Source organism: Enterobacter vonholyi (assembly GCF_040834095.1).
GTDB classification, from domain to species: domain Bacteria; phylum Pseudomonadota; class Gammaproteobacteria; order Enterobacterales; family Enterobacteriaceae; genus Enterobacter; species Enterobacter vonholyi.
The window spans coordinates 1,718,920-1,743,946 of sequence record NZ_CP162152.1 but is presented as its reverse complement, the minus strand read 5'-3'; the positions used below and the strand labels follow the sequence as shown (position 1 = coordinate 1,743,946).

Below are 25,027 nucleotides of genomic sequence, written 5' to 3'. Positions count from 1 at the left end.
TACCTTAAATTGGGAGGGTGGAATCATGATTCAGTGCAAACGCGTTTACGAACAGGCAGGTCCGGACGACGGCTATCGGGTGCTGGTGGACAAGCTCTGGCCTCGCGGGCTTAAAAAAACGGACCTCGTCTATGATGAATGGTGTAAAGCGCTCACGCCCTCGAATGAACTACGCAAGGCCTTTCATAGCGAAACCATTGATTTCACCGCCTTCAGTCAGGCCTATCGGGAAGAGCTTGCGAAACATGCTGACGAGGGAGTGCGTCTGGCGACGCTGGCGCGCAGGCAGACCGTCACCCTGCTCTTTGCTGCCAAAAACGCGGAGCAAAATCACGCCCTGATCTTAGCCGACTGGCTGCGTCATCTGTGATCAGCCGATCGTCAGTTCATCCAGAATTTGCGGCGCTTCATCCGGGGTGAGCGGCATCAGATGTTCGGCGCGTACAAACGCAAAGCCGTGCTGGTTGTCAAAGGCGTAGACATCACCCGTCACCAGCCAAAGCGCGCGATCTGCGGTGGCCGGTAATTGCGTCATCACGCCGTTGACCGGGTTAACAAAACGCAGGCCAGGCTGGCAGAGGCCAAATAGCTCAACAGATTTACCAATATTGCGACGGCCTGACGCCGTGCGGGCACCCACGATCATCGCCATGCTGCCCGGTTTTAGCTGAAACATACTTCTCTCGCGGAAACGAATGCCAGAAACTGGCTAAGATTAATCCTAAAGAGAAGTGTATCGCAGGCGGTATCCGTCTGTCACCTGGTGGGTTGCGGACGATCGCGACGATAGAGCGTCCATTCATCGATCACTTCCCCGCCCGGTAATTTGCACTCGGTGCGAACGCCCTGCGGGCTTTGAATTGGGATCTGTTCCCCGCCTTTCTCCAGGCAGTAGACGGAGGCCGGGTTCGCCATACCAATAGCGTGCGGCGGTTTTGGCGCATCGGGTGGCGTGGGTTTTGCGGTACAGGCGGTCAGGGGAAGCGCCAGCGCCAGAAGCAGAAATCTCATCTCATTGATCCTTTTGACGTCATTACACCCTAAGGGTAACGGGTCATCGCCGCGTTCTCCATGATTTCTCCATTTTAACTGCACTTTTCAGCACTATAGTGTGGCATGTTCTCGATTTGACCAGAGAACATCATTCCGTAATCAAGATGTCTTTGCCCCGGTCTCAACAACGGGGCTTTTTTTCTCGCCTGCTCCCCGCTTCCTGCATATATTAAATTTTCTGTATTCATGTTTTACTATGCCTGAAGCCTAAAAACTCAGCATAACATGCAGATGCAGACGTCTTCTGCCTGGGAGTCATTCTACGTCATGTCGGATCTTATCCTCGCTCGCGTTTCAGAAACCCTTGCCACCGAGCAGTCCCTTGAAAGCCTCGTTCGCCAGCTGCTGGAGATGCTGGAGATTGTCACCGACATGGAGTCGACCTACCTGACGAAGGTCGATATCGAGGCGCGGCTGCAGCACATCCTCTACGCCCGCAACAGCAAGCAGATGACGATCCCGGAGGGTCTGAGCGTCCCATGGGACGAGACGCTGTGCAAGCGTGCGCTGGACAGTGACACGTTATTCAGCAATGACGTACCCGAACGTTGGCCCGAGTGTGAAGCCGCAAAAGCGCTTGGCATTACGACCTACATGAGTATACCTGTCCATCTTGCGGATGGTTCACTCTACGGTACGCTCTGCGCCACCAGCACGGCCAGAAAGCCGCTTAGCGAGCGCGGGGAACAGGTTCTGAAGCTCTTCGCCGGGCTGATCGCCCAGTCCATCCAGAAAGAGTCGCTGGTAACCCAGCTTCGCGAAGCCAATGCGGCCCTCATCGCGCACTCCTACACGGATGCCCTTACCGGTTTACCCAACCGTCGCGCCATTTTTGAAGATCTGACCACGCTGTTTTCTCTGGCCCGGCACCTTAAGCGTAACGCCATCATCGCGTTCATCGATCTGAATGATTTCAAACTGATTAACGATCGTTACGGCCATGAGGCTGGCGACCAGTTCCTGATAGAAGTGGGCAAGCGTTTGACGGAAGAGAAACAGGAGGACGATATTATCGGCCGACTGGGCGGTGATGAATTTCTGGTCGCATCGCTGAGCCAGCTCCACGAGGACGGAGATAACGCGCAGGTTACGCTGCTCAAAACGCGCCTCAGCGCCTGTATCGCAGGCGAATACTGGCTGGGCAGCGTTCATATTATTTATCCGGGCGCCAGCCTCGGCGTTATCGAAGTGGACCCTGCCGCAACCGATCCTGACAGCGCATTACGCGGCGCGGATGTCGCGATGTATCAGGATAAGAAAGGAAAAAGCAAAACACGCTTTCTCACTATGGATTAACCCCGTACACTCTACGGCGTTACAAAAACCGAAACAGGTGATGATATGAGAATAGGGATCCTCTTCCCGGTCGTTATTTTTATAACGGCGGTGATTTTTTTAGCGTGGTTTTTTGTCGGTGGTTACGCGGCGCCTGGGGCATAAATGAGAAAAACGACCCTCATTATGCTGATCGTTGCCATCGCGGCGTTTGCCGGCACCCAGCTTGGCTGGTGGTAAACGCCAATACGTAAAAAGGCCGCCATCTGGCAGCCTTTTTTCAACGCTTTTAAGCCTTAGCTTTTGATTTTTCTGTAGATAAACAGAACAACCAGCGCACCAATCACCGCGACGGCGAAACTGCCGAAGTTAAAGCCATCGACTTTGCCAAAACCGAACAGCGTACTGATCCAGCCGCCGACTACTGCGCCGACAATACCCAGTATTACGGTGACGATAAACCCACCGCCATCTTTGCCCGGCATGATCCACTTCGCCAGAATACCCGCAATAAGCCCAAAGATAATCCAGGATAAAATTCCCATAACTTTCCTCTCTGTATGGTTTTTGTCATTAAATCAACGACACAAAAAAGAATAGCACAGGATTTCAGAAAGGAAATTTGTGATAGGCATCACAATGAGAGAGTGACTCATTATTCATCAACAAAAAGAGCGTGCCACATAAACTGTGGGGTTGCATCTTTTGTTGAGAAAGATTATCTTTCTCAACACTGAATAGTTGAGCGAAATACTCAGGTATTCAGTACGACATTGCTCACATTGCTTCCAGTTTTTCTTGCCCACTCCTGAGTGGGCTTTTTTTTCTGCTCATACCCCAACAAACGCGTAACGGTTACGTCCTGCGCGCTTTGCCTGATAGAGCGCCTGGTCAGCGGCAATAATGATATTTTGCTGGCTGCCAGCGATGTCGACAGCACGTGCGGTAGAAATCCCGACGCTGACCGTTACCCGTCCGAAGGGGCTAAAAGCATGCGCAATTTGCAGGGAAAAGACATTGCGAATAATCGTCTGCGCCAGTCGGAGCGCATCCTGAATATCCGTATCCGGCAATATCAGCGCAAACTCTTCTCCGCCGTATCGCGCCACAATCTGATTATCACGCGTAAGGCTCTCCCTGAGGCTGTTTCCGAGCATTGCCAGACACCGGTCCCCTTCCGGATGACCATAGTTATCGTTGTATTTTTTGAAGTAATCCACGTCCACGATCAGTATCGAAATCGGTGCGTCATGCTCAGCACACATAGTGATTTCCGAGAGGATTTTTTCATCAAAGAAGCGGCGGTTGTACAGCCCGGTCAACGCATCTTCTGAGGCAATAATCTTCAGCGCTTTGTTATCCCTTGTTTTTCGGGACAGGTCGGAATACAGGAAGTATGACGCCACGATGAGGATCGCCGTGAACACGAAAATGAGCACCGCCAGCTGAATGGCCTGTTTGCGCCAGGGTGCAAGTGCTTCATCAATGCTAACGGCCACGGTGGTGACCAGTCCGTAGCGTCTGTTTTTCTCGTAGGCATAAATGCGCTCGATTTTATCAAACCGGGAGATGGAGCTGGCTATCCCCGAATTTTGTACCTTGAGATATTTCCTGAATAGCGGTGAATCAGAAACAATCGTGCCGATATAAGTATTTTTAAAGGGATAACGGACCAGCAGCACGCCTGATTGCGTCGTTAAGCCGATGACGCCCGAGTGACCGATATTAATCTGCCCGTAGAGTGCCAGAAAATTTTCGATACCCAGCGTCACCACCACCACTCCGTTAAATGCCCCGCTCTCGGTTTCAAGGCGTCGACTGATGGTGATAACCCATTTGCCATTGGTTCTGCTTACCACCGGCTCCCCAATAAAAATCTGCTGAGTTTTATTTTCTTTGTGATAGATAAAAAACTCTCTGTCCGAGCCTTTGCGTGATCCGGTAAAACTTTCATGCAGTGCGGTGAAGATATCGCCCTGAGCGTTGTAAACAACCACATTATTAATCTGGGTAAGAAGGTTATCCTGATTATTGATCATGTGCTGAATATTGGTCGCCTGCTGCGGGGTCATACCATAAATTTCGATTATGTCGGAAACGGTAGTAATTAACATCTCACTCTGGCGCATGATCCCCTCGGTGTAGACATCAAGGGTATGGCTCAGGTTAGCAACGCTGGTATTAATTTGCTGGATTGACTGCTGTCTGGACGTGGCTATTTGGACGGCGAGCGACAGCGAGAGGATCAATGAAACAATGATGACGGTAATGGTTGTTGTGTAAAAAGTATTTTTCACATGCACGAGCTTTTCCACCTTATCACGCCTGACATCCCTGGCTGACAACTCTTGTCACTGTAACAAAGCTCGGGATAAGAGGAAAATGAATTGCACTTAAGCAGACAACGGAAGCTTGCCTTTATTTTGATTTACAAACTTACGATCTCCCTGGGTTTAGATAAAATGACTTTAATAAAATCGATATAGGAGACGGGCTTACCAAAATAATATCCCTGTAACAGGGTAATCTCATTACGGCTGAGATACTCCAGCTGCTCTTTTGTTTCTACTCCTTCAGCTACAATGCGCAATGAGAGTTTTTTCGCCAGATCAATGACGCAGTCCAGCAGGATCGTTGAGTCCTTTTCCTCTGAAACCCGGTTCACAAAGCTTTTATCAATTTTAATATAATCAATGGCAAGCGCATTAAGGCATGACAGCCCGGAATAACCCGTACCAAAATCATCAAGGGCAATAACAAAACCGGCGTTATGCAGCATGTTGAGGTTTTCCACCAGGTGAGGATTATCGATCAGCGGTTCACGCTCGGTCACCTCGAGAACCAGTTTGACTTCTTTACCCTGAAACCCCTTACCGAAGACGCGACAGTCCCCGATAAAGGAAGGTGCATTGATGTGTCTGGCGCTGATGTTCACCCCGATATGAAACCCGTCCGGTAGCTTAGGCAACAATGGTTTAAGCTGTGCGACCACTTTCGCCATCAACCCTTTGGTTAACGGGATAATTAAACCGCTACGTTCGGCAATCGGAATAAAGACATCCGGCGGGATAAAGCCTGACTTTGGATGTTTCCATCTCGCCAGGACCTCAACGCCGTACAACCCGCCGGTATCCCCGTTCACGATGGGCTGATAATAAGGCTCGATCTCCCCCTGCAAAATGGCTTTGCGCAAATCGTCTTCGAATGAGGTGCTTTTCCCCTTGTAACGACGAATCAAAATGCCCACCGCCACGGATAATGCAAGAATAAGCAGTATCAGGCTCCATCCCTGGTGCAGTAGCCGCGTCAGGCTAAAAAAGGCAGGAGGCTGCCAGGCCAGGCTAAAGGGGAACTGCGAAGATGTCGTAAGTGACCCCGCCCACGAGGCCGCTTTCCAGCCGGTCACATCACCGCTGCGGGTAAACATTCTTTCGCCGACAACCAGTCCCAGGCCAACGCTATTTGATGCGCTCGTAATGGCATCCTGCAAATGCGCGTCGCTGATGCTGACCATGACGCGCCCTCCCGCAACGGGCATCTGAAAGACAAGCACCGGCATGCCGTTCACCAGCCGATTGCCGGGTAGCAGCATCAACTTTTCGGCAGGTAAGGTCTCAGGGTGAATAATCAATACGCCATTCCCGGGAAGGGAAGTACAGATGATTCTGCCCTGCTGCTGGATCATGATGGCGCGCAGATGCGGTTTTAGCGCGGCTTCCGTCCCCAACGCCAGCTGTCCGCTACTGGTACACCCCTGCTCCGCAACGCGCTTCGCCGTGCTGGCCGCACTGACTGCTTCAGCCAGAATACTTTCTATTTTTTGGGTGCTTGCCGTCGCGGCATGACTATTACTCAGCTTCGCCATCTGCCATAGCTGCCAGTTAATAATCAGAATGCCGCTCAGAAAAAGAAACAGGGCACTCATAATAGGGATCATCACGTTGCGCATGATGTTTTCCTTAATAGAAAAAACAAGCATGGATGTACTAGAAGAAAAGCCTGTGCTAATCCGGCGTTGCTTATGACAATGAAAATAGCTTAGCTGAGAATTGTCTTAAAAAACTGATGCTTTCGTATGAGTTCACCTGCCTGAATTTGCTCACATGACGTGACTATCAGGCTTGTTCCTTGCCCAAGCTGTGTTAAGCTTTGTGAAATCAGGGAGCGGACTGGATATCTGGAAAATGAAAAAGCGCATTGCCGTTGCTATCGTTTCAACGCTTCTGGTCTTCCTGTCTCTTTATGCCGTCAATGCTGTCATCACAGGACAGCAGAAGAGCAAACAGCTCGAAATATCCCGAACCCTTTTACATTATTCAGAAGACCTGTCCCAAAACGTTGCGCTGGGCCTAAAAAGCATAACGACGCAGGGATGTGATAAAGCCAGCCTTGATAGCTACAGACAAATCAAGCTTAATAATCTTTATTTTGGCGATATTGGTTTTATCGAAAAGGGAAAAATAGTCTGTACCGCTTTTTGGGGGAAACTCGCAACGCCCGTTGCACTTCCTGCAGAACTGCATAAAACGCCGAGAGGCTTTCTCCTGGCCCAGTTTTCGCGAAAAGACTTTTTCACGGGCAACGCGGCAATTTATAACAATATTATTATCTTCACCTCCCGCTATGCTTACGATAAATTCAGCCCGGTTACCGCAAGTTATTCGCTAAGTGCTACCACGAAAGACTTCGGCAGAGTCTTTTTTTCGGCCGCTCCGGAGCTAAATCAGCAGAGCTGGCTGCATTCGACGTTGTTTACCCTGACCCTGACGCAGTGCAGCGCCTTCTGGGACCTGTGCGTCATCGTGAAGCATCATGACGCTGGGCTGGCCTCGTTACCTCCGTTTATCTTTGCGCTTCTTGCGGTCATTCTCTGTTTGATCTGGATCGCGATTACGTTGTTTATCTTCCGAATCTATGAAGATCGTTTTTCTCTGGAACGCACGCTGATCAAAGCCGTCATCACGAATACCATCTGCGTTAACTATCAGCCCATTATCCGCATTCACGATAAAAAAATCGTGGGTGTTGAAGTTCTGTCGAGATGGTGCGATCAAAAGCACGGGGACGTCTCTCCGGAGCTGTTTATTCCATTAATTAAGAAGATTGGTCTGTATAAAAAATATTATAGTAATATTATCGAAAAATCCCTTTCCGAAATTGCCCCACTGGCGATAAAACACCAGCTGATAGTCTCAATCAACGTTGGGCGGAAGGAAATTGAAGATGGACAGTTCATTACCATTTTGCGTCGTGCGTGTTTTGCCAATCACCTACCCCTTTCCCTGATGAAGGTCGAACTCTCTGAGAAAGCCGTTTCAACGGCAGATATCCTAGAGGGATTCTGTCGGGAGCTCAAATCGCTCGGCGTTAAAATATCAATAGATGATTTTGGCGTGCAAAACTCGAACCTCGCCCGCCTGTCGCTGCTTGAATATGATGAAATCAAAATTGATAAGTCGCTGGTGGACGGCATCAGCGAGCATTATAAGCAAAACATCTTCGCTATCTTCAGCGATGCTCTTGCAAGATTGAATAAAACGCTTGTATTCGAGGGCGTGGAAAATGAAATTCAATATCGCTTTATTGCGGACAGATATCCCGATGCCCTGATCCAGGGATGGTATTTTTCAAAAGCACTCACCCGCAGCGAACTGGCGAAGCAACTCACCGGCGTCACACCGTAATCCAAAACTGGCGTGCCCGTTTTTTCCAGTCGGGCATTTCAATTTTTTACGCAAAAACATATAGTCGTCACAATCAGACGGTAGATTACCCTGAAGCACACTCATATTTTGGTTAAAAACGTGAAATTATCCTTACTATTCCCAGTGGTACTCTTTTGCCTGACCGTTATTTTCGCGCTGTTTATCGACGCCCCCGCTTCGCATATTCTGCGGAAAAAGTGCATGTGGTCCGATAGCGTGATGCTTAGCTGTATCGCAAAGCATCAGCATAACGGTTTTTGAAGCAGGCTATTCATTTCCCCACTGATTGAGGAAGTTCGCAATATCATCAATGCGCCCCGCACGGATCCCGGCCTCAGCGGCCATCTCCTGCTGGGCTTCCTCGCTAATCTCCTCGTTATTCGATAAACGGGTAAGCAGCAGCTGGAAATAATGTGCCAGCGCGTCGAGCTCTGACTCAGCGACGGACTCTGCGGCTTCCGTCGCGTACTCATCGGCAATGTCATAATATTTCAGTGGGATATCGTTGTTCATAACTGTCTCGTCGCTAACCTGTAAGGGTGAAGCCATCAGTATATCGGACGCCTTATCTCAACCAAAGCATTGCTTCAGATGAGCAACGCAAGCAGCGCCGCGAGAGCGGGTACGGCCTGTACATACAAAATTTTCCGGCTGGCGGTGGCTGCGCCAAAGAGCCCGGCGATCAGCACGCAGGCCAGGAAGAAGATGGCCACCTGAATACCCTTTTCGCCGAGCCAGAGGCTCCAGAGCAGACCTGCCGCCAGAAAACCGTTATACAGCCCCTGATTCGCGGCCAGTACGCGGGTATCGCGCGCAAAATCAGGACGCAGATTAAAGGCCTTGTGCCCTGTTTTGGTATTCCACAGAAACATTTCCAGCACAAGAATGTAGAGATGGATGAGTGCAACGACAGCGATAAGAAGAGTAGCTAGCATCGTGTTGTCTCCCGCAGGCAGAGGCAAAAAAAACGGGAACCCTCAGGCCCCCGCTCTTGTTTAACCCAGAATCTGGATTACATGTTCGCGATAATCGCGTCGCCAAACTCTGAGCATTTCAGCAGCTTAGCGCCTTCCATCAGACGTTCGAAATCGTAAGTTACGGTTTTCGCGTTAATCGCACCTTCCATACCTTTAACGATCAGGTCTGCGGCTTCGAACCATTCCATATGACGCAGCATCATCTCTGCAGACAGGATGATAGAGCCTGGGTTCACTTTGTCCTGACCCGCGTATTTTGGTGCAGTACCGTGTGTCGCTTCGAACAGGGCGCATTCATCACCGATGTTCGCGCCAGGAGCGATACCGATACCGCCAACCTGCGCTGCCAGGGCGTCAGAAATGTAGTCACCGTTCAGGTTCATACAGGCAATCACGTCGTATTCTGCAGGACGCAGCAGGATCTGCTGCAGGAACGCATCGGCGATCACATCTTTAATGACGATCTCTTTGCCGGTGTTCGGGTTCTTGATCTTCTGCCATGGGCCGCCGTCGATCAGCTCACCGCCGAACTCTTCTTTCGCCAACTGGTAGCCCCAGTCTTTGAACGCGCCTTCGGTGAACTTCATGATGTTGCCTTTGTGAACCAGGGTCACAGAGTCGCGGTCGTTGGTGATAGCGTATTCAATCGCCGCACGCACAAGACGCTTGGTCCCTTCTTCGGAACATGGCTTGATGCCGATACCACAATGCTCAGGGAAGCGAATTTTCTTCACGCCCATCTCTTCGCGCAGGAATTTAATCACTTTTTCTGCGTCAGCAGAGTCCGCTTTCCATTCGATACCCGCGTAGATGTCTTCTGAGTTTTCGCGGAAGATAACCATATCGGTCAGTTCAGGGTGCTTAACCGGGCTTGGGGTGCCCTGATAGTAACGAACCGGACGCAGACACACGTACAGGTCCAGCTCCTGACGCAGTGCCACGTTCAGGGAACGGATACCGCCGCCAACTGGCGTCGTCAGTGGGCCTTTAATAGCAACGCGGTAGTCGCGGATCAGGTCCAGCGTTTCTGCTGGCAGCCAGACGTCCTGGCCATAAACTTGAGTAGATTTCTCACCGGTGTAAATTTCCATCCAGGAAATTTTACGCTCGCCTTTGTAGGCTTTCTCAACAGCGGCATCAACCACTTTCAGCATCGCCGGGGTAACGTCTACACCGATTCCGTCACCTTCAATGAACGGGATAATCGGATTGTGAGGAACGTTAATCTTGCCGTTTTGCAGGGTGATCTTTTTACCTTCCGCCGGAACAACTACTTTGCTTTCCATTAACCTCTCCTTCGAGCGCTTCTGGTTGTTACTGATCTTATGTTAATAAATTGTAATGAGCCCTTCGATAGTACCTGATTGTCCTGCGCCATGAAAGGTCTTCGTTATTAGGCTATAATGCGGCAATTGATAACGCCTGAAAATACCATGAAGAAAACTTCTTTTACAAAACACCGGGTTGAGCGATTCAGCTCACGACAAGCCGCCAGAAGACCGCAAGAAACCCAGCCAAAGCGGGTTATTTTGTTCAATAAACCCTACGATGTTTTGCCGCAGTTTACCGATGAAGCCGGGCGCAGCACGCTGAAGGATTTTATTCCCGTTCATGGCGTCTACGCAGCCGGGCGTCTGGACCGCGACAGCGAAGGCCTGCTGGTCTTAACCAACGACGGCGCGCTGCAGGCGAGGCTCACGCAGCCGGGCAAACGCACCGGCAAAATTTACTTCGTCCAGGTCGAAGGCGAGCCGGACGAACAAACGCTGGAAAAATTGCGCAAAGGCGTCACGCTGAACGACGGCCCAACACTGCCCGCAGGTATTGAACGCGTGAATGAACCGGAGTGGCTGTGGCCGCGCAATCCGCCGATTCGTGAACGCAAATCCATCCCGACAAGCTGGCTCAAAATCACCCTTTACGAAGGCCGCAACCGTCAGGTTCGCCGCATGACCGCACACGTCGGCTTCCCTACCCTGCGTCTGATCCGCTACGCCATGGGCAGCTACACGCTGGATACGCTGGCAAACGGCGAATGGCGCGACGCTGCCCCTTAAGGAGAAATGATGTTTAAACCTCATGTTACGGTTGCCTGCGTGGTCCACGCCCGGGGTAAATTCCTGGTTGTCGAAGAGAGCATTAACGGCAAAGCGCTGTGGAACCAGCCTGCCGGACACCTTGAAGCCAATGAAACCCTGCTGGAGGCAGCAAAACGCGAGCTGTGGGAAGAGACAGGCATTCACGCTGAACCCCAGCACTTCATCCGTATGCACCAGTGGATTGCGCCCGACAGCACCCCGTTCCTGCGCTTTTTATTCGCCGTTGAGCTTAGCGAAACGTGCGCCACTGAGCCGCAGGATGACGATATAGACCGCTGTCTGTGGGTCACCGCCGACGAGATCCTGAATGCGCCAAACCTGCGCTCCCCGCTGGTTGCGGAAAGCATTCGCTGCTGGCAGTCAGGCGCATGCCTGCCGCTGGATGTCATCGGCGCATTTAACTGGCCGTTTACAGAGGGTGCCAATGGTGGGGGGGCGTGATAGAATACGTCGCCTTGAAGTTCAATGTCGTGAGTATTCCATGTCAGATAACAGCCAGAAAAAAGTGATCGTCGGCATGTCCGGCGGTGTCGATTCCTCCGTTTCCGCCTACCTGTTACAGCAACAGGGCTATAAGGTGGAGGGCCTGTTCATGAAGAACTGGGAGGAAGATGATGGCGAGGAATACTGCACTGCCGCAGCGGATCTTGCCGACGCGCAGGCCGTATGCGATAAGCTCGGCATTGAACTGCACACCGTTAACTTTGCTGCAGAATATTGGGACAACGTTTTTGAACTGTTCCTGGAAGAGTACAAAGCGGGCCGCACGCCGAACCCGGATATTCTGTGCAACAAAGAGATCAAATTTAAGGCCTTCCTGGAATTCGCCGCGGAAGATTTGGGCGCTGACTACATCGCGACCGGCCACTATGTGCGTCGTGCAGACGTGAATGGTAAAAGCCAGCTGCTGCGCGGTCTGGACGGCAACAAAGATCAAAGCTATTTCCTCTATACGCTGAGCCACGAGCAGATCGCCCAGAGCCTGTTCCCGGTCGGCGAGCTGGAAAAGCCGCAGGTGCGTAAAATCGCCGAAGAGCTGGACCTGATCACCGCGAAGAAAAAAGACTCTACCGGTATCTGCTTCATCGGCGAGCGCAAATTCCGCGATTTCCTCGGACGTTACCTGCCCGCACAGCCGGGTAAAATTGTCACCGTCGACGGGGAAGAGATTGGCCAGCACCAGGGGCTGATGTACCACACGCTCGGCCAGCGTAAAGGCCTGGGTATCGGCGGAACGAAAGAAGGTAGCGAAGATCCGTGGTACGTAGTCGACAAAGATGTCGAAAACAATATTCTGGTTGTTGCTCAGGGTCACGACCATCCGCGTCTGATGTCCGTTGGCCTGATCGCGCAACAGCTGCACTGGGTCGATCGTGAGCCGCTGAAAGGCACGCTGCGCTGCACGGTGAAAACACGCTACCGTCAGACCGATATTCCTTGCACCGTTACCGCGCTCGATGACGATCGCATTGACGTGCGCTTCGACGAGCCGGTTGCCGCCGTCACCCCAGGTCAGTCTGCTGTCTTCTACAGCGGTGAGATCTGCCTGGGCGGCGGGATCATTGAACAGCGCCTGCCGCTGCCTGCTGTTTAATACGATTGCACACATAAAGGAGACCGTGTGGCGAAGAACTATTATGACATCACCCTGGCACTGGCGGGAATTTGCCAGTCAGCCCGTCTGGTGCAACAGCTCGCGCATCAGGGTCATTGCGACGCTGATGCCCTGCACGTTTCACTGAACAGCGTTATCGATCTTAACCCCGGCTCGACCCTGGGCGTGTTCGGCGGCAGTGAAACCAATCTTCGTCTCGGTCTTGAAACCCTGCTTGGCGTGCTTAACGCCAGCAGCCGTCAGGGATTAAACGCAGAGCTGACCCGCTACACGTTGAGCCTGATGGTGCTGGAGCGTAAGCTGAGCGCAGCAAAAGGCGCGCTTAATACCCTGGGCGATCGCATTGCCGGGTTACAGCGTCAGCTCGACCATTTTGATCTGCAGTCCGAAACGCTGCTCAGCGCGATGGCCGGCATTTATGTTGACGTCATCAGCCCGCTGGGCCCGCGTATTCAGGTCACCGGGTCTCCTGCCGTGCTGCAAAGCCCGCAGGTACAGGCAAAAGTGCGCGCGTCCCTGCTGGCAGGTATCCGCGCTGCAGTGCTGTGGCACCAGGTCGGTGGTGGCCGCCTGCAGTTAATGTTTTCTCGTAATCGCCTGACCACTCAGGCAAAACAAATTCTTGCTCATTGTTAACCTCCCGGAGTTGCGAATTATGGAATTATCCTCACTGACCGCCGTATCCCCTGTCGATGGACGCTACGGCGATAAAGTCAGCGCGCTGCGCGGGATCTTCAGCGAATATGGTTTGCTGAAGTTCCGTGTTCAGGTTGAAGTACGCTGGCTGCAAAAGCTGGCCGCCCAGGCAGCAATCAAGGAAGTTCCTGCTTTTGACGAAAAGGCAAACGATTACCTTGATAAAATCGTTGCCGAGTTTAGCGAACAAGACGCCGCGCGCATTAAAACCATTGAACGCACCACCAACCACGATGTTAAGGCGGTTGAGTACTTCCTGAAAGAGAAAGTGGAAAGCGTCCCTGCGCTGCACGCCGTGTCTGAGTTCATCCACTTCGCCTGTACCTCTGAAGACATCAACAACCTGTCCCATGCGCTGATGCTCTCCACCGCGCGCAAAGAGGTAGTGCTGCCTTACTGGCGTAAAATCATCGACGCGGTGAAAGCGCTGTCCGTGGAATACCGCGATATTCCGCTGCTCTCCCGTACCCACGGCCAGCCAGCCACCCCGTCCACGATGGGTAAAGAGATGGCCAACGTAGCGTACCGTATGGAGCGCCAGTATCGTCAGCTGGAACAGGTTGAAATTCTTGGCAAAATCAACGGCGCGGTCGGTAACTATAACGCCCACATCGCCGCCTACCCGGAAGTGGACTGGCACCAGTTCAGCGAAGAGTTCGTGACCTCTCTGGGCATTCAGTGGAACCCGTACACTACCCAGATTGAGCCGCACGACTATATCGCCGAACTGTTTGACTGCATCGCGCGCTTCAACACCATCCTGATCGACTTCGATCGTGACGTGTGGGGCTACATCGCCCTGAACCACTTCAAGCAGAAAACCATCGCCGGTGAAATCGGCTCTTCCACCATGCCGCACAAAGTAAACCCTATCGACTTCGAAAACTCAGAAGGCAACCTGGGCCTGGCGAACGCCGTGCTGCAGCATATGGCGAGCAAACTGCCGGTATCCCGCTGGCAGCGCGACCTGACCGACTCCACCGTACTGCGTAACCTGGGCGTGGGTATTGGCTATGCGCTGATCGCGTATCAGTCCACCCTGAAAGGCGTGAGCAAGCTGGAAGTGAACCGTGACCGTCTGCTGGACGAGCTGGATCACAACTGGGAAGTTCTGGCGGAGCCAATCCAGACCGTGATGCGCCGTTACGGTATCGAAAAACCGTATGAGAAGCTGAAAGAGCTGACCCGCGGCAAACGCGTTGACGCCGAAGGCATGAAGCAGTTTATCGACGGTCTGGCGCTGCCGGAAGAAGAGAAAACGCGCCTGAAGGCGATGACCCCTGCGAACTACATTGGCCGCGCCATCACCATGGTTGACGAGCTAAAGTAACGCCCCTCTCCCCCTTTTCGCCCGAAAAGGGGGATGCTTTTCCCCGGTTTACTCAATGTTTATCCCCAAAACAACATAATCAGCGTTAAACTATTCATACCAATTATTTAGGGAGAAGAGATGATGCGCGTATTGGTTGTTGAGGATAACGCATTGCTACGTCATCACCTGAAGGTTCAGCTTCAGGAGATGGGACATCAGGTGGACGATGCTGAAGACGCAAAAGAAGCCGATTATTATCTCAATGAACACCTGCCGGATATCGCCATTGTCGATTTAGGGCTGCCTGACGAAGACGGTCTGTCGTTGATTCGCCGCTGGCGCAGCCACGATGTCTCCCTACCGGTTCTGGTTCTGACCGCCCGTGAAGGCTGGCAGGATAAGGTCGAAGTGCTCAGCGCGGGTGCGGATGATTACGTCACCAAGCCGTTTCATATTGAAGAGGTGGCGGCGCGCATGCAGGCGCTGTTACGCCGCAACAGCGGTCTGGCGTCTCAGGTTATCTCCATCCCGCCTTTCCAGGTCGATCTTTCCCGTCGGGAGTTAGCGATCAATGATGAAGTGATCAAGCTTACCGCCTTCGAATACACCATTATGGAAACGCTGATCCGTAACAACGGCAAAGTGGTAAGCAAAGATTCCTTAATGCTCCAGCTTTACCCTGATGCGGAACTGCGCGAGAGCCATACCATTGACGTGCTGATGGGGCGTTTGCGCAAGAAAATTCAGGCGCAGTATCCGCAGGATGTGATCACCACCGTCCGTGGTCAGGGCTACCTGTTCGAATTACGCTAAATGAGAGTGATTTTGCGCCACATTCTGCCCCTCTCGCTGCGGGTTCGTTTCTTACTGGCAACGGCCGCCGTCGTGCTGGTGCTGTCACTCTCCTACGGCATGGTCGCCCTGGTGGGCTATAGCGTCAGCTTTGATAAAACCACCTTTCGGCTGCTGCGTGGCGAAAGCAATCTTTTTTATACCCTGGCGAAGTGGGAAAACAATCAAATCACCGTCGAAATGCCGGAAAACCTCAACCAGCAGAGTCCAACGCTGGCCCTGATTTATGACGAAAAGGGCAAGCTACTGTGGGCGCAGCGTGACATCCCATGGCTGGTCAAAAGCATTCGTCCGGACTGGCTCAGAACCAACGGGTTTCATGAAATTGAAGCCGATCTCAACACCACCAGCTCGCTGATCCGTGAAGATCGCTCCCTGCAGCAAAAGCTGAACGAGATCCGCGCCGACAATGCCGAAACGGAGATGACGCACTCCGTCGCGATTAACCTCTATCCGGCGACGCTAAACATGCCGCAGCTGACCATTGTGGTGATCGACACCATTCCGGTCGAGCTGAAGCGTTCTTATATGGTCTGGAGCTGGTTCATCTATGTTCTGGCTGCGAATCTCCTGCTGGTGATCCCGCTGCTGTGGGTGGCGGCATGGTGGAGCTTGCGCCCCATTGAATCACTGGCGAAAGAGGTTCGCGAGCTGGAGGAACATCATCGCGAGAAGCTGAACCCGGAAACCACGCGCGAGCTCACCAGCCTGGTGCGAAACCTCAACCGCCTGCTGAAAAGCGAACGCGAACGCTATGATAAATACCGTACGACGCTTACCGACCTGACCCACAGCCTGAAAACCCCGCTCGCGGTCATGCAAAGTACCCTCCGTTCAATGCGCAGTTCGAAGCTGAGCGTCGACGATGCTGAGCCGGTGATGCTGGAACAGATCAGCCGTATTTCACAGCAAATTGGCTATTACCTGCATCGCGCCAGCATGCGTTCCGGCAGCGCGCTGCTGAGCCGCGAGCTGCACCCGGTTGCCCCGCTTCTGGATAACCTCACGTCCGCCCTCAACAAGGTGTATCAGCGTAAAGGGGTGAATATCAGCCTCGATATCTCGCCAGAGATAAGCTTTGTGGGTGAAAAAAATGACTTCATGGAAGTGATGGGTAACCTGCTGGATAACGCCTGCAAATACTGCCTGGAGTTCGTGGAAGTATCTGCGCGCCAGACGGAAACCGAGCTGCATATTATCGTTGAGGATGATGGCCCGGGGATCCCGCGCAATAAGCGTGACGTGGTGTTCGATCGCGGTCAGCGCGCCGATACGCTACGTCCTGGCCAGGGCGTAGGATTAGCCGTCGCGCGCGAGATTGTCGACCAGTACGACGGGAAAATCGAAACCAGCGAGAGCCTGCTGGGCGGCGCCAGAATGGAGGTCATTTTTGGTCGCCAGCAGCCCACATTGAGCGATAGTTAACCCGTTATGTGAAAAATGCGAGGATCTCGCAGCCGGGGGGCTGAGCTTCCGTTATAATCCGAGTCAGTAAGAGCCTGCGGAATAAAAAAATTATGGATTATCACTTAACGCTTAACTGGCCCGAGTTTATTGAACGTTACTGGCAAAAACGCCCGGTGGTTCTGAAACGCGGATTCAGCAATTTTGTCGACCCTATCTCGCCTGACGAGCTGGCAGGTCTGGCCATGGAAAACGAAGTCGACAGCCGTCTGGTCAGCCACCAGGACGGGAAATGGCAGGTTAGCCACGGTCCTTTCGAAAGCTACGATCACCTCGGTGAAAACAACTGGTCGCTGCTGGTGCAGGCGGTCAACCACTGGCACGAGCCGACTGCCGCCTTAATGCGTCCGTTCCGCGCCCTGCCCGACTGGCGCATGGACGATCTGATGATCTCCTTCTCCGTGCCTGGCGGCGGCGTGGGTCCGCATCTGGACCAGTACGACGTATTCATCATTCAGGGTACGGGCCGCCGCCGCTGGCGCGTGGGCGAAAAAGTGCCGATGAAGCAGCACTGCCCGCATCCGGACCTGCTGCAGGTTGATCCGTTTGAAGGGATTATCGACGAAGAGCTGGAGCCGGGCGATATTCTCTACATTCCGCCTGGATTCCCTCACGAGGGTTACTCCCTGGAAAACTCCCTCAACTACTCCGTGGGGTTCCGCGCGCCAAGCGGCCGCGAGATGATCAGCGGATTTGCCGACTACGTTCTGCAACGCGAGCTGGGCAGCTATCGTTACAGCGACCCCGATGTGCCTGCACGCGAGCATCCGGCCGATATCCTGCCCGCAGAGCTGGATAAGCTGCGCGGCATGATGCTGGATTTGATCAACGAACCGGAACATTTCCGTCAGTGGTTTGGCGAGTTTATCAGCCAGTCTCGTCATGAGCTGGACGTTGCGCCACCGGAGCCGCCTTATCAGGCTGACGAGATTTATGATGCGCTCCAGCAGGGCGACAAGCTGGTACGTCTGGGCGGGTTGCGCGTGCTGCGCATTGGCGAGGAGGTATTCGTCAACGGCGAGAAGCTGGACTCTCCGCACCGTCCAGCGCTCGAATCCATTGCCAGCCATCTGGTGCTGACTGCCGATACCTTTGGCGATGCGCTGGAAGACCCGTCTTTCCTCGCGATGCTTGCCGCGCTGGTTAACAGCGGGTACTGGTTCTTTGAGGACTGAGTCGCCTTAATGCCCGGTGGCGCTTCGCCACCGGGCTTTTCTTACCGCTTAGCGGTCAACTCCGCTATCCGCACTATCACCTTCACCGCTTTTTCCATTCCTTCCAGCGTCACAAACTCATGCTTGCCATGGTAGTTGTAGCCACCGGTAAACAGGTTCGGGCACGGTAGCCCCATGAATGACAGCTGAGAGCCGTCGGTGCCGCCACGAATCGGTTTTAATGTCGGTTCAATATCGCAGTCGCGCATCGCCTGCTGGGCGATATCGAGAATATGCGGATGCGCCATCACCTTCTCGCGCATATTGTAATAGCTGTCTTCGATGATGAGCTCAATGTAGCAATCGGGATGCAGGCCCTTACCCACCTTCTTGGCGATCTCCATCATCTTACGCTTGCGTGCCTCAAAGGCTTTACGGTCGAAATCGCGGATGATGTAGTGCATCTGCGCGCTGTCCACGGTGCCTTTGATGCTGGTCAGGTGATAGAAACCTTCATACCCCTCGGTCTGTTCGGGGCTCTCTTCCGCCGGGACTTCCGCATGAATTCGCGACGCCAGCGACAGCGCGTTCACCATGACGCCTTTCGCCGAACCGGGATGAACGTTGTTGCCGACAATTTTGATCGTGACGGACGCGGCATTGAAGTTTTCATATTCCAGCTCACCGACGCCGCCACCGTCGACGGTGTAGGCCCACTGGGCGTTAAAGGCGTCCACGTCGAAGTGCTTCGCGCCCTTGCCGACCTCTTCATCCGGCGTAAAGGCCACGCGGATGTCGCCGTGCGGAATATCTTTGCCCTTCAGCACCGCCAGCGCCGTCATGATTTCCGCGATCCCCGCTTTGTCATCCGCCCCCAGCAGGGTTTTCCCGTCGGTGGTGATCAGCGTCTGGCCCAGCAGCTGATGCAGCACCGGGAACATCACGGGCGAGAGCACTTCGTCGCCAATGCCCAGCGCAATGTCGCCGCCGCGGTAATTTTCCACAATCTGCGGGTTCACATTTTTACCGCTAAAATCAGGAGAGGTGTCGACATGGGAGATAAAGCCAATCGCCGGAATGTCACCCGGGACATTCGCCGGCAGCGTTCCCATCACAGTGCCTTTCTCGCTTAACGTGACGTTGACAAGCCCCATGGCGTCAAGCTGCTCTTTCAGCAGGTTTAATAGCTTCCACTGGCCTTCGGTGCTCGGCACCTGGCGAACACCCGGCTTAGATTGGGTATCCAGCGAAACGTACTGTAAAAAACGCTCAAGTAATTTATCCATGCAGTCACCCTCACTTTTTGTGACAACATTATCAATAAGCATCAAAACGCAAATATTGCGTCAGGTCACTTTTATCCCGCAAACGAGAATATTTTCCGTTTATATCGTTATGCGTTAGTAAATGTAGCTTATGAATCAGTGACAAGGATTGGCGATTACCGGGGATTGCCGTAGAATGTCCGCCCTCATTACGAGTCACCAAGGTGGTTACACACAAACCCCGCTTCAGTCTGCTGCCTGAGGCGTCTATATGGGACAGCGCAAAAATTGAATACACAAACCCGTTCACCGCTGGTGAAACTGGAACGAATTCGTAAAAGTTTTGATGGCAAAGACGTTATTTCCGACCTCACTCTCACCATCAATGACGGTGAGTTTCTGACGCTGCTTGGCCCCTCCGGCTGCGGCAAAACAACCGTACTGCGCCTTATCGCCGGGCTGGAAAGCGTCGATAACGGCCATATCCATCTAGAGAACCAGGACATTACCCGGGTTCCTGCCGAAGATCGCCACGTTAATACCGTCTTTCAGAGCTATGCCCTGTTCCCGCACATGACCGTTTTTGAAAACGTGGCGTTTGGCCTGCGGATGCAAAAAACCCCGGCGCATGAGATCGAACCGCGCGTCACCGATGCCCTGCGCATGGTACAGCTTGAGACATTTGCCCAGCGTAAACCCCATCAGCTTTCCGGCGGCCAGCAGCAGCGCGTGGCCATCGCCCGCGCCGTGGTTAACAAGCCGCGTCTGCTTCTGCTGGATGAATCCCTCTCCGCGCTGGATTACAAGCTGCGCAAACAGATGCAAAACGAGCTCAAAGCCCTGCAGCGCAAACTCGGCATTACCTTTGTCTTCGTCACCCACGATCAGGAAGAAGCCCTGACCATGTCAGACCGCATCGTGGTGATGCGCGACGGCAAAATCGAGCAGGACGGCACGCCGCGCGAAATCTACGAAGAGCCGAAGAACCTGTTTGTCGCCAGCTTCATTGGCGAGATCAATATCTTTGACGCCACGGTGATTGAACGTCTGGACGACCAGCGCGTGCTCGCCAGCGTCGAAGGACGCGAATGCAATATCACGGTGAATTTCCCCGTCGAGAAGGGACAAAAGCTCAACGTTCTGCTGCGCCCGGAAGATCTGCGCGTCGATGAAATCCACGGCAATACCGAGGCCGAAGGGTTAATCGGCTATATCCGCGAGCGCAACTACAAAGGCATGACCCTGGAGTCTGTCGTCGAGCTGGAGAACGGCAAAATGGTGATGGTCAGCGAGTTCTTTAACGAGGATGACCCTGACTTCGACCACTCGCTCGACCAGAAAATGGTTGTCAACTGGGTAGAAAGCTGGGAGGTTGTGCTGGCTGATGAAGAACACAAGTAAGTTCCAGAATGTGGTGATTGCCACGATCGTCGGTTGGCTTGTGTTGTTTGTCTTTTTACCCAACCTGATGATCATCGCCACCAGCTTCCTGACCCGCGACGACGCTAACTTCGTTTCGCTGGTCTTTACGCTGGATAACTACGCGCACCTGCTCGATCCGCTCTATTTTGACGTGCTGCTGCACTCGCTCAATATGGCGCTAATTGCCACCGTTGCCTGCCTGGTGCTCGGGTATCCCTTCGCATGGTTCCTGGCGGGCCTGCCGCAAAAGGTGCGGCCCCTGCTGCTGTTTTTACTGATTGTTCCATTCTGGACCAACTCGTTAATCCGCATCTACGGGCTGAAAATCTTCCTCAGCACCAAAGGCTACCTCAATGAGTTTCTACTGTGGCTGGGGGTGATTGATACGCCGATCCGCATCATGTTTACCCCGAGCGCGGTCATTATCGGCCTGGTCTATATCCTGCTGCCGTTTATGGTAATGCCGCTCTACTCCAGCATAGAGAAGCTGGATAAACCGCTGCTGGAAGCGGCAAGAGATCTGGGTGCCAACAAGCTCCAGACCTTTATCCGCATTATCATCCCGCTGACTATGCCCGGTATTATCGCGGGCTGTTTGCTGGTCATGCTTCCGGCCATGGGTCTGTTCTACGTTTCTGACCTGATGGGTGGCGCGAAAAACCTGCTGATTGGGAATGTGATCAAGAGTCAGTTCCTGAACATTCGTGACTGGCCGTTCGGGTCCGCCACCAGCATCACGCTGACGGTGGTGATGGGTCTGATGCTGCTGGTCTACTGGCGCGCTTCACGGCTGCTGAACAAGAAGGTGGAACTCGAATGATCGGTCGACTGCTTCGCGGCGGTTTTATGACCGCCATTTACGCTTACCTGTATATCCCGATCGTTATTTTGATCGTGAACTCGTTTAACAGCTCACGCTTCGGGATTAACTGGCAGGGCTTTACCACCAGCTGGTACAGCCTGCTGATGAACAACGACAGCCTGCTGCAGGCCGCTCAGCACTCGCTGACGATGGCGATCTTCTCCGCCACCTTCGCCACGCTAATTGGTTCACTGACCGCCGTGGCGCTCTACCGCTACCGCTTTCGCGGTAAACCGTTCGTCAGCGGCATGCTGTTTGTGGTGATGATGTCGCCGGATATCGTGATGGCGATTTCGCTGCTGGTGCTGTTTATGCTGCTGGGCGTACAGCTTGGCTTCTGGTCGCTGCTGTTTTCCCATATCACCTTCTGCCTGCCGTTTGTGGTGGTGACCGTCTTTGCGCGCCTGAAAGGGTTCGACGTGCGCATGCTGGAGGCGGCGAAAGATCTGGGCGCCAGCGAGATGACCATCCTGCGCAAAATCATCCTGCCGCTGGCGATGCCCGCCGTGGCGGCCGGATGGCTGCTGAGCTTTACCCTGTCGATGGATGACGTGGTGGTCTCCTCCTTCGTGACCGGGCCGAGCTATGAAATTCTGCCGTTGAAAATCTATTCGATGGTGAAAGTCGGCGTTTCACCCGAGGTGAACGCGCTGGCGACCATTCTGCTGGTATTTTCGCTGGTTCTGGTGATCGCCAGCCAGGTTATTGCTCGTGATAAAACAAAATCTCAGGGGACAATGAAATGAAAAAAATGCTCGCCGCTGCGGCGCTGGTGCTCGGCATGGGTGCCGCGCACGCTGATGACAGCAAAACGCTCTACTTCTACAACTGGACTGAGTACGTGCCGCCGGGCCTGCTGGAACAGTTCACAAAGGAGACGGGCATCAAAGTGATCTACTCGACCTACGAGTCGAATGAAACCATGTACGCCAAGCTGAAAACTTACAAAGATGGCGCGTACGATCTGGTGGTTCCTTCCACCTACTTTGTCGACAAAATGCGCAAAGAGGGCATGATCCAGAGGATCGACAAAACGAAGCTTACCCATTTTTCAAACCTCGATCCTGAGATGCTCAACAAGCCGTTCGACCCGAATAACGACTACTCCATTCCGTATATCTGGGGGGCAACCGCGATTGGCGTTAACAGCGAGGCCGTCGATCCGAAATCGGTGACAAGCTGGGCCGATCTGTGGAAACCGGAATACAAGGGCAGCCTGCTGTTGACCGACGACGCACGCGAAGTGTTCCAGGTGGCACTGCGCAAGCTGGGCTACTCGGGCAATACGACGGATCCTAAAGAGATTGAAGCGGCGTATGCCGAGCTGAAAAAGCTGATGCCTAACGTGGCGGCATTCAACTCTGATAACCCGGCAAACCCGTATATGGAAGGCGAAGTGAATCTGGGGATGGTCTGGAACGGCTCCGCGTATGTTGCCCGTCAGGCCGGTACGCCGCTTGAGGTGGTCTGGCCGAAAGAAGGTGGGATTTTCTGGATGGACAGCCTGTCTATTCCGGCCAATGCGAAAAACGTTGAAGGGGCGCATAAGCTGATTAACTTCCTGCTGCGCCCGGACGTGGCGAAACAGGTTGCCGAGACGATTGGCTACCCGACGCCAAACCTCGCCGCACGCAAGCTGCTGAAGCCTGAAGTGGCTAACGATAAATCGCTCTATCCGGATGCCGAAACCATCAGCAAAGGCGAATGGCAGAACGATGTCGGCGACGCCAGCCGCCTCTACGAAGAGTATTACCAGAAGTTAAAAGCGGGCCGGTAACGGTATCGCGTTCTTCCTCACGCCGCCTGTACGGCGTGAGGAAGGATTAACTGACCGCATTCTCTCCTGCCCAGATCGTCGCCTTTCGCATCGCCTCAACCACTTCTTCATCCGACAGCCCCAGCCTCTGACGTACTCTGGTCGCTTCGTCCCACTGCTGCTGTTCATAGTAACGGCAAAGGTTAATCATATCGGCTAACCGTCCCTCCTGATGACAAAGCGCGTTGCTTACGCTCTGCGGGACCGCAATTTGCTTCATCAACTCTGCCATCGGCAGCTCAAGGAGGGTATCCAGAAGAGAAAACAGGCCGCACATGAACGCATTTTCAGCCAGAATCGGTTCGTTCATCGTCTCTGCGATCAGCTCGCAGAACTTGCCGCGCATCATGCTCAGCGGATAAAGCTCGCTGACGGTATCATTGCCCGCACTGGCGAGGACCACGACGGCAACAAACCGTCGGAGCTGATTTTCGCCAAGATACCTGAGCACCTCGCTCAGGGTTAACTTGCTGAAATTACAGGCGCCGACATGCTTAAACGCCGTATGCTTCATATAGCGCATGATTTTATAAGAGAGCGTGAGATCGGTTTTTATCAACGACTCGATAATTCGAAAATCAGGCTTATTGCGTCCGACCTCCATTTGCAGTCGAAAAATCGCCAGCTGATTTTGCGACAGCCGTTTATATTTAATGACCTCCGGGCGGCAGAAAAAATAGCCCTGAAAAAGGGAAAACCCTTCGTCCCTGTATTGGTTGAATTCCTCTTTAGTCTCAATTTTTTCAGCGAGATATTTAATATGACCGGTCAGATGTTTACGCGTTTTCAGATACTGTTTAATTTGCGCTAAGGTGTAATTTCTGACGTCAAATTTCAGTATTGAAATATAGGGTAAAAAAGCATCCCATTCTGGTGCAAGCGTGAAATCATCAAGCGCAAACTGATAACCATGCGCATTCATCTCCCTGACGGCCTGCAGCAGTTCCGCTCCCGGCACAGCATCTTCAAGGATCTCAATGACCACGCTCTCTTTATCCAGCGCTTCTCCACTGCGGTCTATGACCATTCGCGAAGGGAAATTAATAAACGACGTATGAGCCCCGGCGATGCGCTGGGACGGCACGCATAAAAACTGATCGGATATCATTCTGGAGGTGGCATATTCCGCCGACACATCCGGAAAACGGTTTGTCATCCCGTCTCTGAAGAGCAGCTCATAGGCCACCGTCTTCATCTCAGGGTTAAAAATGGGTTGTCGCGCAATAAATCCGTACATATCCCATCCTCCTTTACCACTTAATATTTATTAGCATCCTCTTTCTACACGATGATAACGAGCATTATCGAGCGCTATTTTGATTGAATGCACAAAATAAAAGCATCCACACTAATTAACGGGATTAAATATTCTGGAATTTAAATTAAATATATCCGGCGCTCTACAGAAAGAGGATGAAATATCCGATAAGTACTGTGTGCCTGCCCGACATGCACAACAT

26 protein-coding genes are annotated in these 25,027 nt (G+C 52.9%); 16 read left to right on the top strand and 10 right to left on the bottom strand.

What is annotated here, in order from left to right:
- The first annotated feature begins 25 nt into the window (after window positions 1-25).
- On the top strand, window positions 26-370 hold the full coding sequence (locus tag AB3N39_RS08260) for a DUF488 domain-containing protein (protein WP_133294186.1): 345 nt from the start codon (window positions 26-28) through the stop codon (window positions 368-370).
- Here AB3N39_RS08260 and AB3N39_RS08255 read toward each other — a convergent pair whose 3' ends face one another.
- Together AB3N39_RS08255 and AB3N39_RS08250 are read right to left on the bottom strand one after the other, a co-directional pair.
- Complete coding sequence (locus AB3N39_RS08255) at window positions 371-676, bottom strand: periplasmic protein (protein WP_045401563.1); 306 nt, start codon at window positions 674-676, stop codon at window positions 371-373.
- Window positions 677-756: 80 nt separating this feature from the next.
- On the bottom strand, window positions 757-1,011 hold the full coding sequence (locus AB3N39_RS08250; protein ID WP_133294185.1) for a DUF333 domain-containing protein: 255 nt from the start codon (window positions 1,009-1,011) through the stop codon (window positions 757-759).
- A 309-nt stretch (window positions 1,012-1,320) separates the two neighbouring features.
- Between AB3N39_RS08250 and AB3N39_RS08245 the strand changes: the two genes are divergently transcribed.
- Together AB3N39_RS08245 and AB3N39_RS08240 are read left to right on the top strand one after the other, a co-directional pair.
- Window positions 1,321-2,349: a sensor domain-containing diguanylate cyclase gene (locus AB3N39_RS08245; RefSeq protein WP_143345715.1), complete on the top strand. Its 1,029-nt coding sequence runs from the start codon at window positions 1,321-1,323 to the stop codon at window positions 2,347-2,349.
- A 45-nt stretch (window positions 2,350-2,394) separates the two neighbouring features.
- Window positions 2,395-2,493, top strand: a complete 99-nt coding sequence (locus tag AB3N39_RS08240) for a YoaK family small membrane protein (protein ID WP_029739841.1) — start codon at window positions 2,395-2,397, stop codon at window positions 2,491-2,493.
- 131 nt (window positions 2,494-2,624) lie between these two features.
- Here AB3N39_RS08240 and AB3N39_RS08235 read toward each other — a convergent pair whose 3' ends face one another.
- From AB3N39_RS08235 to AB3N39_RS08225, 3 genes are all read right to left on the bottom strand, one after another.
- On the bottom strand, window positions 2,625-2,873 hold the full coding sequence (locus AB3N39_RS08235; protein WP_008500746.1) for a GlsB/YeaQ/YmgE family stress response membrane protein: 249 nt from the start codon (window positions 2,871-2,873) through the stop codon (window positions 2,625-2,627).
- Window positions 2,874-3,158: 285 nt separating this feature from the next.
- A complete protein-coding gene (locus tag AB3N39_RS08230) occupies window positions 3,159-4,631 on the bottom strand; it encodes a sensor domain-containing diguanylate cyclase (RefSeq protein WP_111965763.1) in 1,473 nt (490 codons plus the stop codon).
- A 125-nt stretch (window positions 4,632-4,756) separates the two neighbouring features.
- The gene (locus tag AB3N39_RS08225; protein ID WP_136194695.1) at window positions 4,757-6,277 is read right to left on the bottom strand and encodes a cyclic diguanylate phosphodiesterase; all 1,521 of its coding nucleotides are present in this window, start codon (window positions 6,275-6,277) and stop codon (window positions 4,757-4,759) included.
- A 235-nt stretch (window positions 6,278-6,512) separates the two neighbouring features.
- Between AB3N39_RS08225 and AB3N39_RS08220 the strand changes: the two genes are divergently transcribed.
- Complete coding sequence (locus tag AB3N39_RS08220; protein ID WP_367897203.1) at window positions 6,513-8,012, top strand: EAL domain-containing protein; 1,500 nt, start codon at window positions 6,513-6,515, stop codon at window positions 8,010-8,012.
- Between the two features lie 288 nt (window positions 8,013-8,300).
- Here the strand turns inward: AB3N39_RS08220 and AB3N39_RS08215 are convergent, their stop codons facing one another.
- The 3 genes from AB3N39_RS08215 to icd all read right to left on the bottom strand — a co-directional run bounded on the left by AB3N39_RS08215 (window position 8,301) and on the right by icd (window position 10,296).
- Window positions 8,301-8,546, bottom strand: a complete 246-nt coding sequence (locus AB3N39_RS08215; protein ID WP_111965567.1) for a DUF2543 family protein — start codon at window positions 8,544-8,546, stop codon at window positions 8,301-8,303.
- Window positions 8,547-8,620: 74 nt separating this feature from the next.
- A complete protein-coding gene (locus tag AB3N39_RS08210; RefSeq protein ID WP_133294182.1) occupies window positions 8,621-8,968 on the bottom strand; it encodes a DUF1304 domain-containing protein in 348 nt (115 codons plus the stop codon).
- A 77-nt stretch (window positions 8,969-9,045) separates the two neighbouring features.
- A complete protein-coding gene (icd, locus tag AB3N39_RS08205) occupies window positions 9,046-10,296 on the bottom strand; it encodes an NADP-dependent isocitrate dehydrogenase (protein ID WP_023292761.1) in 1,251 nt (416 codons plus the stop codon).
- Between the two features lie 117 nt (window positions 10,297-10,413).
- Between icd and rluE the strand changes: the two genes are divergently transcribed.
- The 8 genes from rluE (at window position 10,414) to AB3N39_RS08165 (ending at window position 18,223) form a co-directional block, all read left to right on the top strand.
- Window positions 10,414-11,067 (top strand): 23S rRNA pseudouridine(2457) synthase RluE, encoded by a 654-nt coding sequence (gene rluE / locus AB3N39_RS08200; RefSeq protein ID WP_133294181.1) that lies wholly within the window; start codon window positions 10,414-10,416, stop codon window positions 11,065-11,067.
- A gap of 9 nt (window positions 11,068-11,076) precedes the next feature.
- On the top strand, window positions 11,077-11,550 hold the full coding sequence (locus AB3N39_RS08195) for an NUDIX hydrolase (protein WP_248174085.1): 474 nt from the start codon (window positions 11,077-11,079) through the stop codon (window positions 11,548-11,550).
- 40 nt (window positions 11,551-11,590) lie between these two features.
- Complete coding sequence (gene mnmA / locus AB3N39_RS08190) at window positions 11,591-12,703, top strand: tRNA 2-thiouridine(34) synthase MnmA (protein WP_021241033.1); 1,113 nt, start codon at window positions 11,591-11,593, stop codon at window positions 12,701-12,703.
- A 27-nt stretch (window positions 12,704-12,730) separates the two neighbouring features.
- The gene (gene hflD / locus AB3N39_RS08185) at window positions 12,731-13,360 is read left to right on the top strand and encodes a high frequency lysogenization protein HflD (RefSeq protein WP_013097081.1); all 630 of its coding nucleotides are present in this window, start codon (window positions 12,731-12,733) and stop codon (window positions 13,358-13,360) included.
- Window positions 13,361-13,379: 19 nt separating this feature from the next.
- Window positions 13,380-14,750 carry an adenylosuccinate lyase gene (gene purB, locus AB3N39_RS08180; protein WP_008500757.1) on the top strand — a complete coding sequence of 457 codons (1,371 nt, stop codon included), beginning with the start codon at window positions 13,380-13,382 and terminating at the stop codon, window positions 14,748-14,750.
- 123 nt (window positions 14,751-14,873) lie between these two features.
- Window positions 14,874-15,545: a two-component system response regulator PhoP gene (gene phoP / locus AB3N39_RS08175; protein WP_028019015.1), complete on the top strand. Its 672-nt coding sequence runs from the start codon at window positions 14,874-14,876 to the stop codon at window positions 15,543-15,545.
- Window positions 15,546-17,009, top strand: coding sequence for a two-component system sensor histidine kinase PhoQ (phoQ, locus tag AB3N39_RS08170; protein ID WP_133294180.1), 1,464 nt, complete (start codon window positions 15,546-15,548; stop codon window positions 17,007-17,009). It begins immediately after the preceding gene.
- A gap of 92 nt (window positions 17,010-17,101) precedes the next feature.
- Window positions 17,102-18,223 carry a cupin domain-containing protein gene (locus AB3N39_RS08165; protein ID WP_111965561.1) on the top strand — a complete coding sequence of 374 codons (1,122 nt, stop codon included), beginning with the start codon at window positions 17,102-17,104 and terminating at the stop codon, window positions 18,221-18,223.
- Window positions 18,224-18,264: 41 nt separating this feature from the next.
- Here AB3N39_RS08165 and pepT read toward each other — a convergent pair whose 3' ends face one another.
- On the bottom strand, window positions 18,265-19,488 hold the full coding sequence (gene pepT, locus AB3N39_RS08160; protein WP_133294179.1) for a peptidase T: 1,224 nt from the start codon (window positions 19,486-19,488) through the stop codon (window positions 18,265-18,267).
- A 237-nt stretch (window positions 19,489-19,725) separates the two neighbouring features.
- Here pepT and potA point away from each other — a divergent pair, with 237 nt between their 5' ends.
- Genes potA through potD form a run of 4 tightly spaced genes read left to right on the top strand, consistent with a single transcriptional unit; the run spans window position 19,726 to window position 23,528 of the window.
- Window positions 19,726-20,868 (top strand): spermidine/putrescine ABC transporter ATP-binding protein PotA, encoded by a 1,143-nt coding sequence (gene potA, locus AB3N39_RS08155; protein ID WP_181574049.1) that lies wholly within the window; start codon window positions 19,726-19,728, stop codon window positions 20,866-20,868.
- Complete coding sequence (potB, locus tag AB3N39_RS08150; RefSeq protein WP_136194694.1) at window positions 20,852-21,709, top strand: spermidine/putrescine ABC transporter permease PotB; 858 nt, start codon at window positions 20,852-20,854, stop codon at window positions 21,707-21,709. Before potA ends, potB begins: the two co-directional genes overlap by 17 nt.
- Window positions 21,706-22,497: a spermidine/putrescine ABC transporter permease PotC gene (gene potC / locus AB3N39_RS08145; RefSeq protein WP_033145228.1), complete on the top strand. Its 792-nt coding sequence runs from the start codon at window positions 21,706-21,708 to the stop codon at window positions 22,495-22,497. Before potB ends, potC begins: the two co-directional genes overlap by 4 nt.
- A complete protein-coding gene (gene potD, locus AB3N39_RS08140) occupies window positions 22,494-23,528 on the top strand; it encodes a spermidine/putrescine ABC transporter substrate-binding protein PotD (RefSeq protein ID WP_367897202.1) in 1,035 nt (344 codons plus the stop codon). The genes potC and potD overlap by 4 nt, the downstream gene beginning before the upstream one ends.
- Before the next feature lie 46 nt (window positions 23,529-23,574).
- Here potD and AB3N39_RS08135 read toward each other — a convergent pair whose 3' ends face one another.
- Window positions 23,575-24,804, bottom strand: a complete 1,230-nt coding sequence (locus tag AB3N39_RS08135; protein WP_115874747.1) for an EAL and HDOD domain-containing protein — start codon at window positions 24,802-24,804, stop codon at window positions 23,575-23,577.
- Window positions 24,805-25,027: the final 223 nt, after the last annotated feature.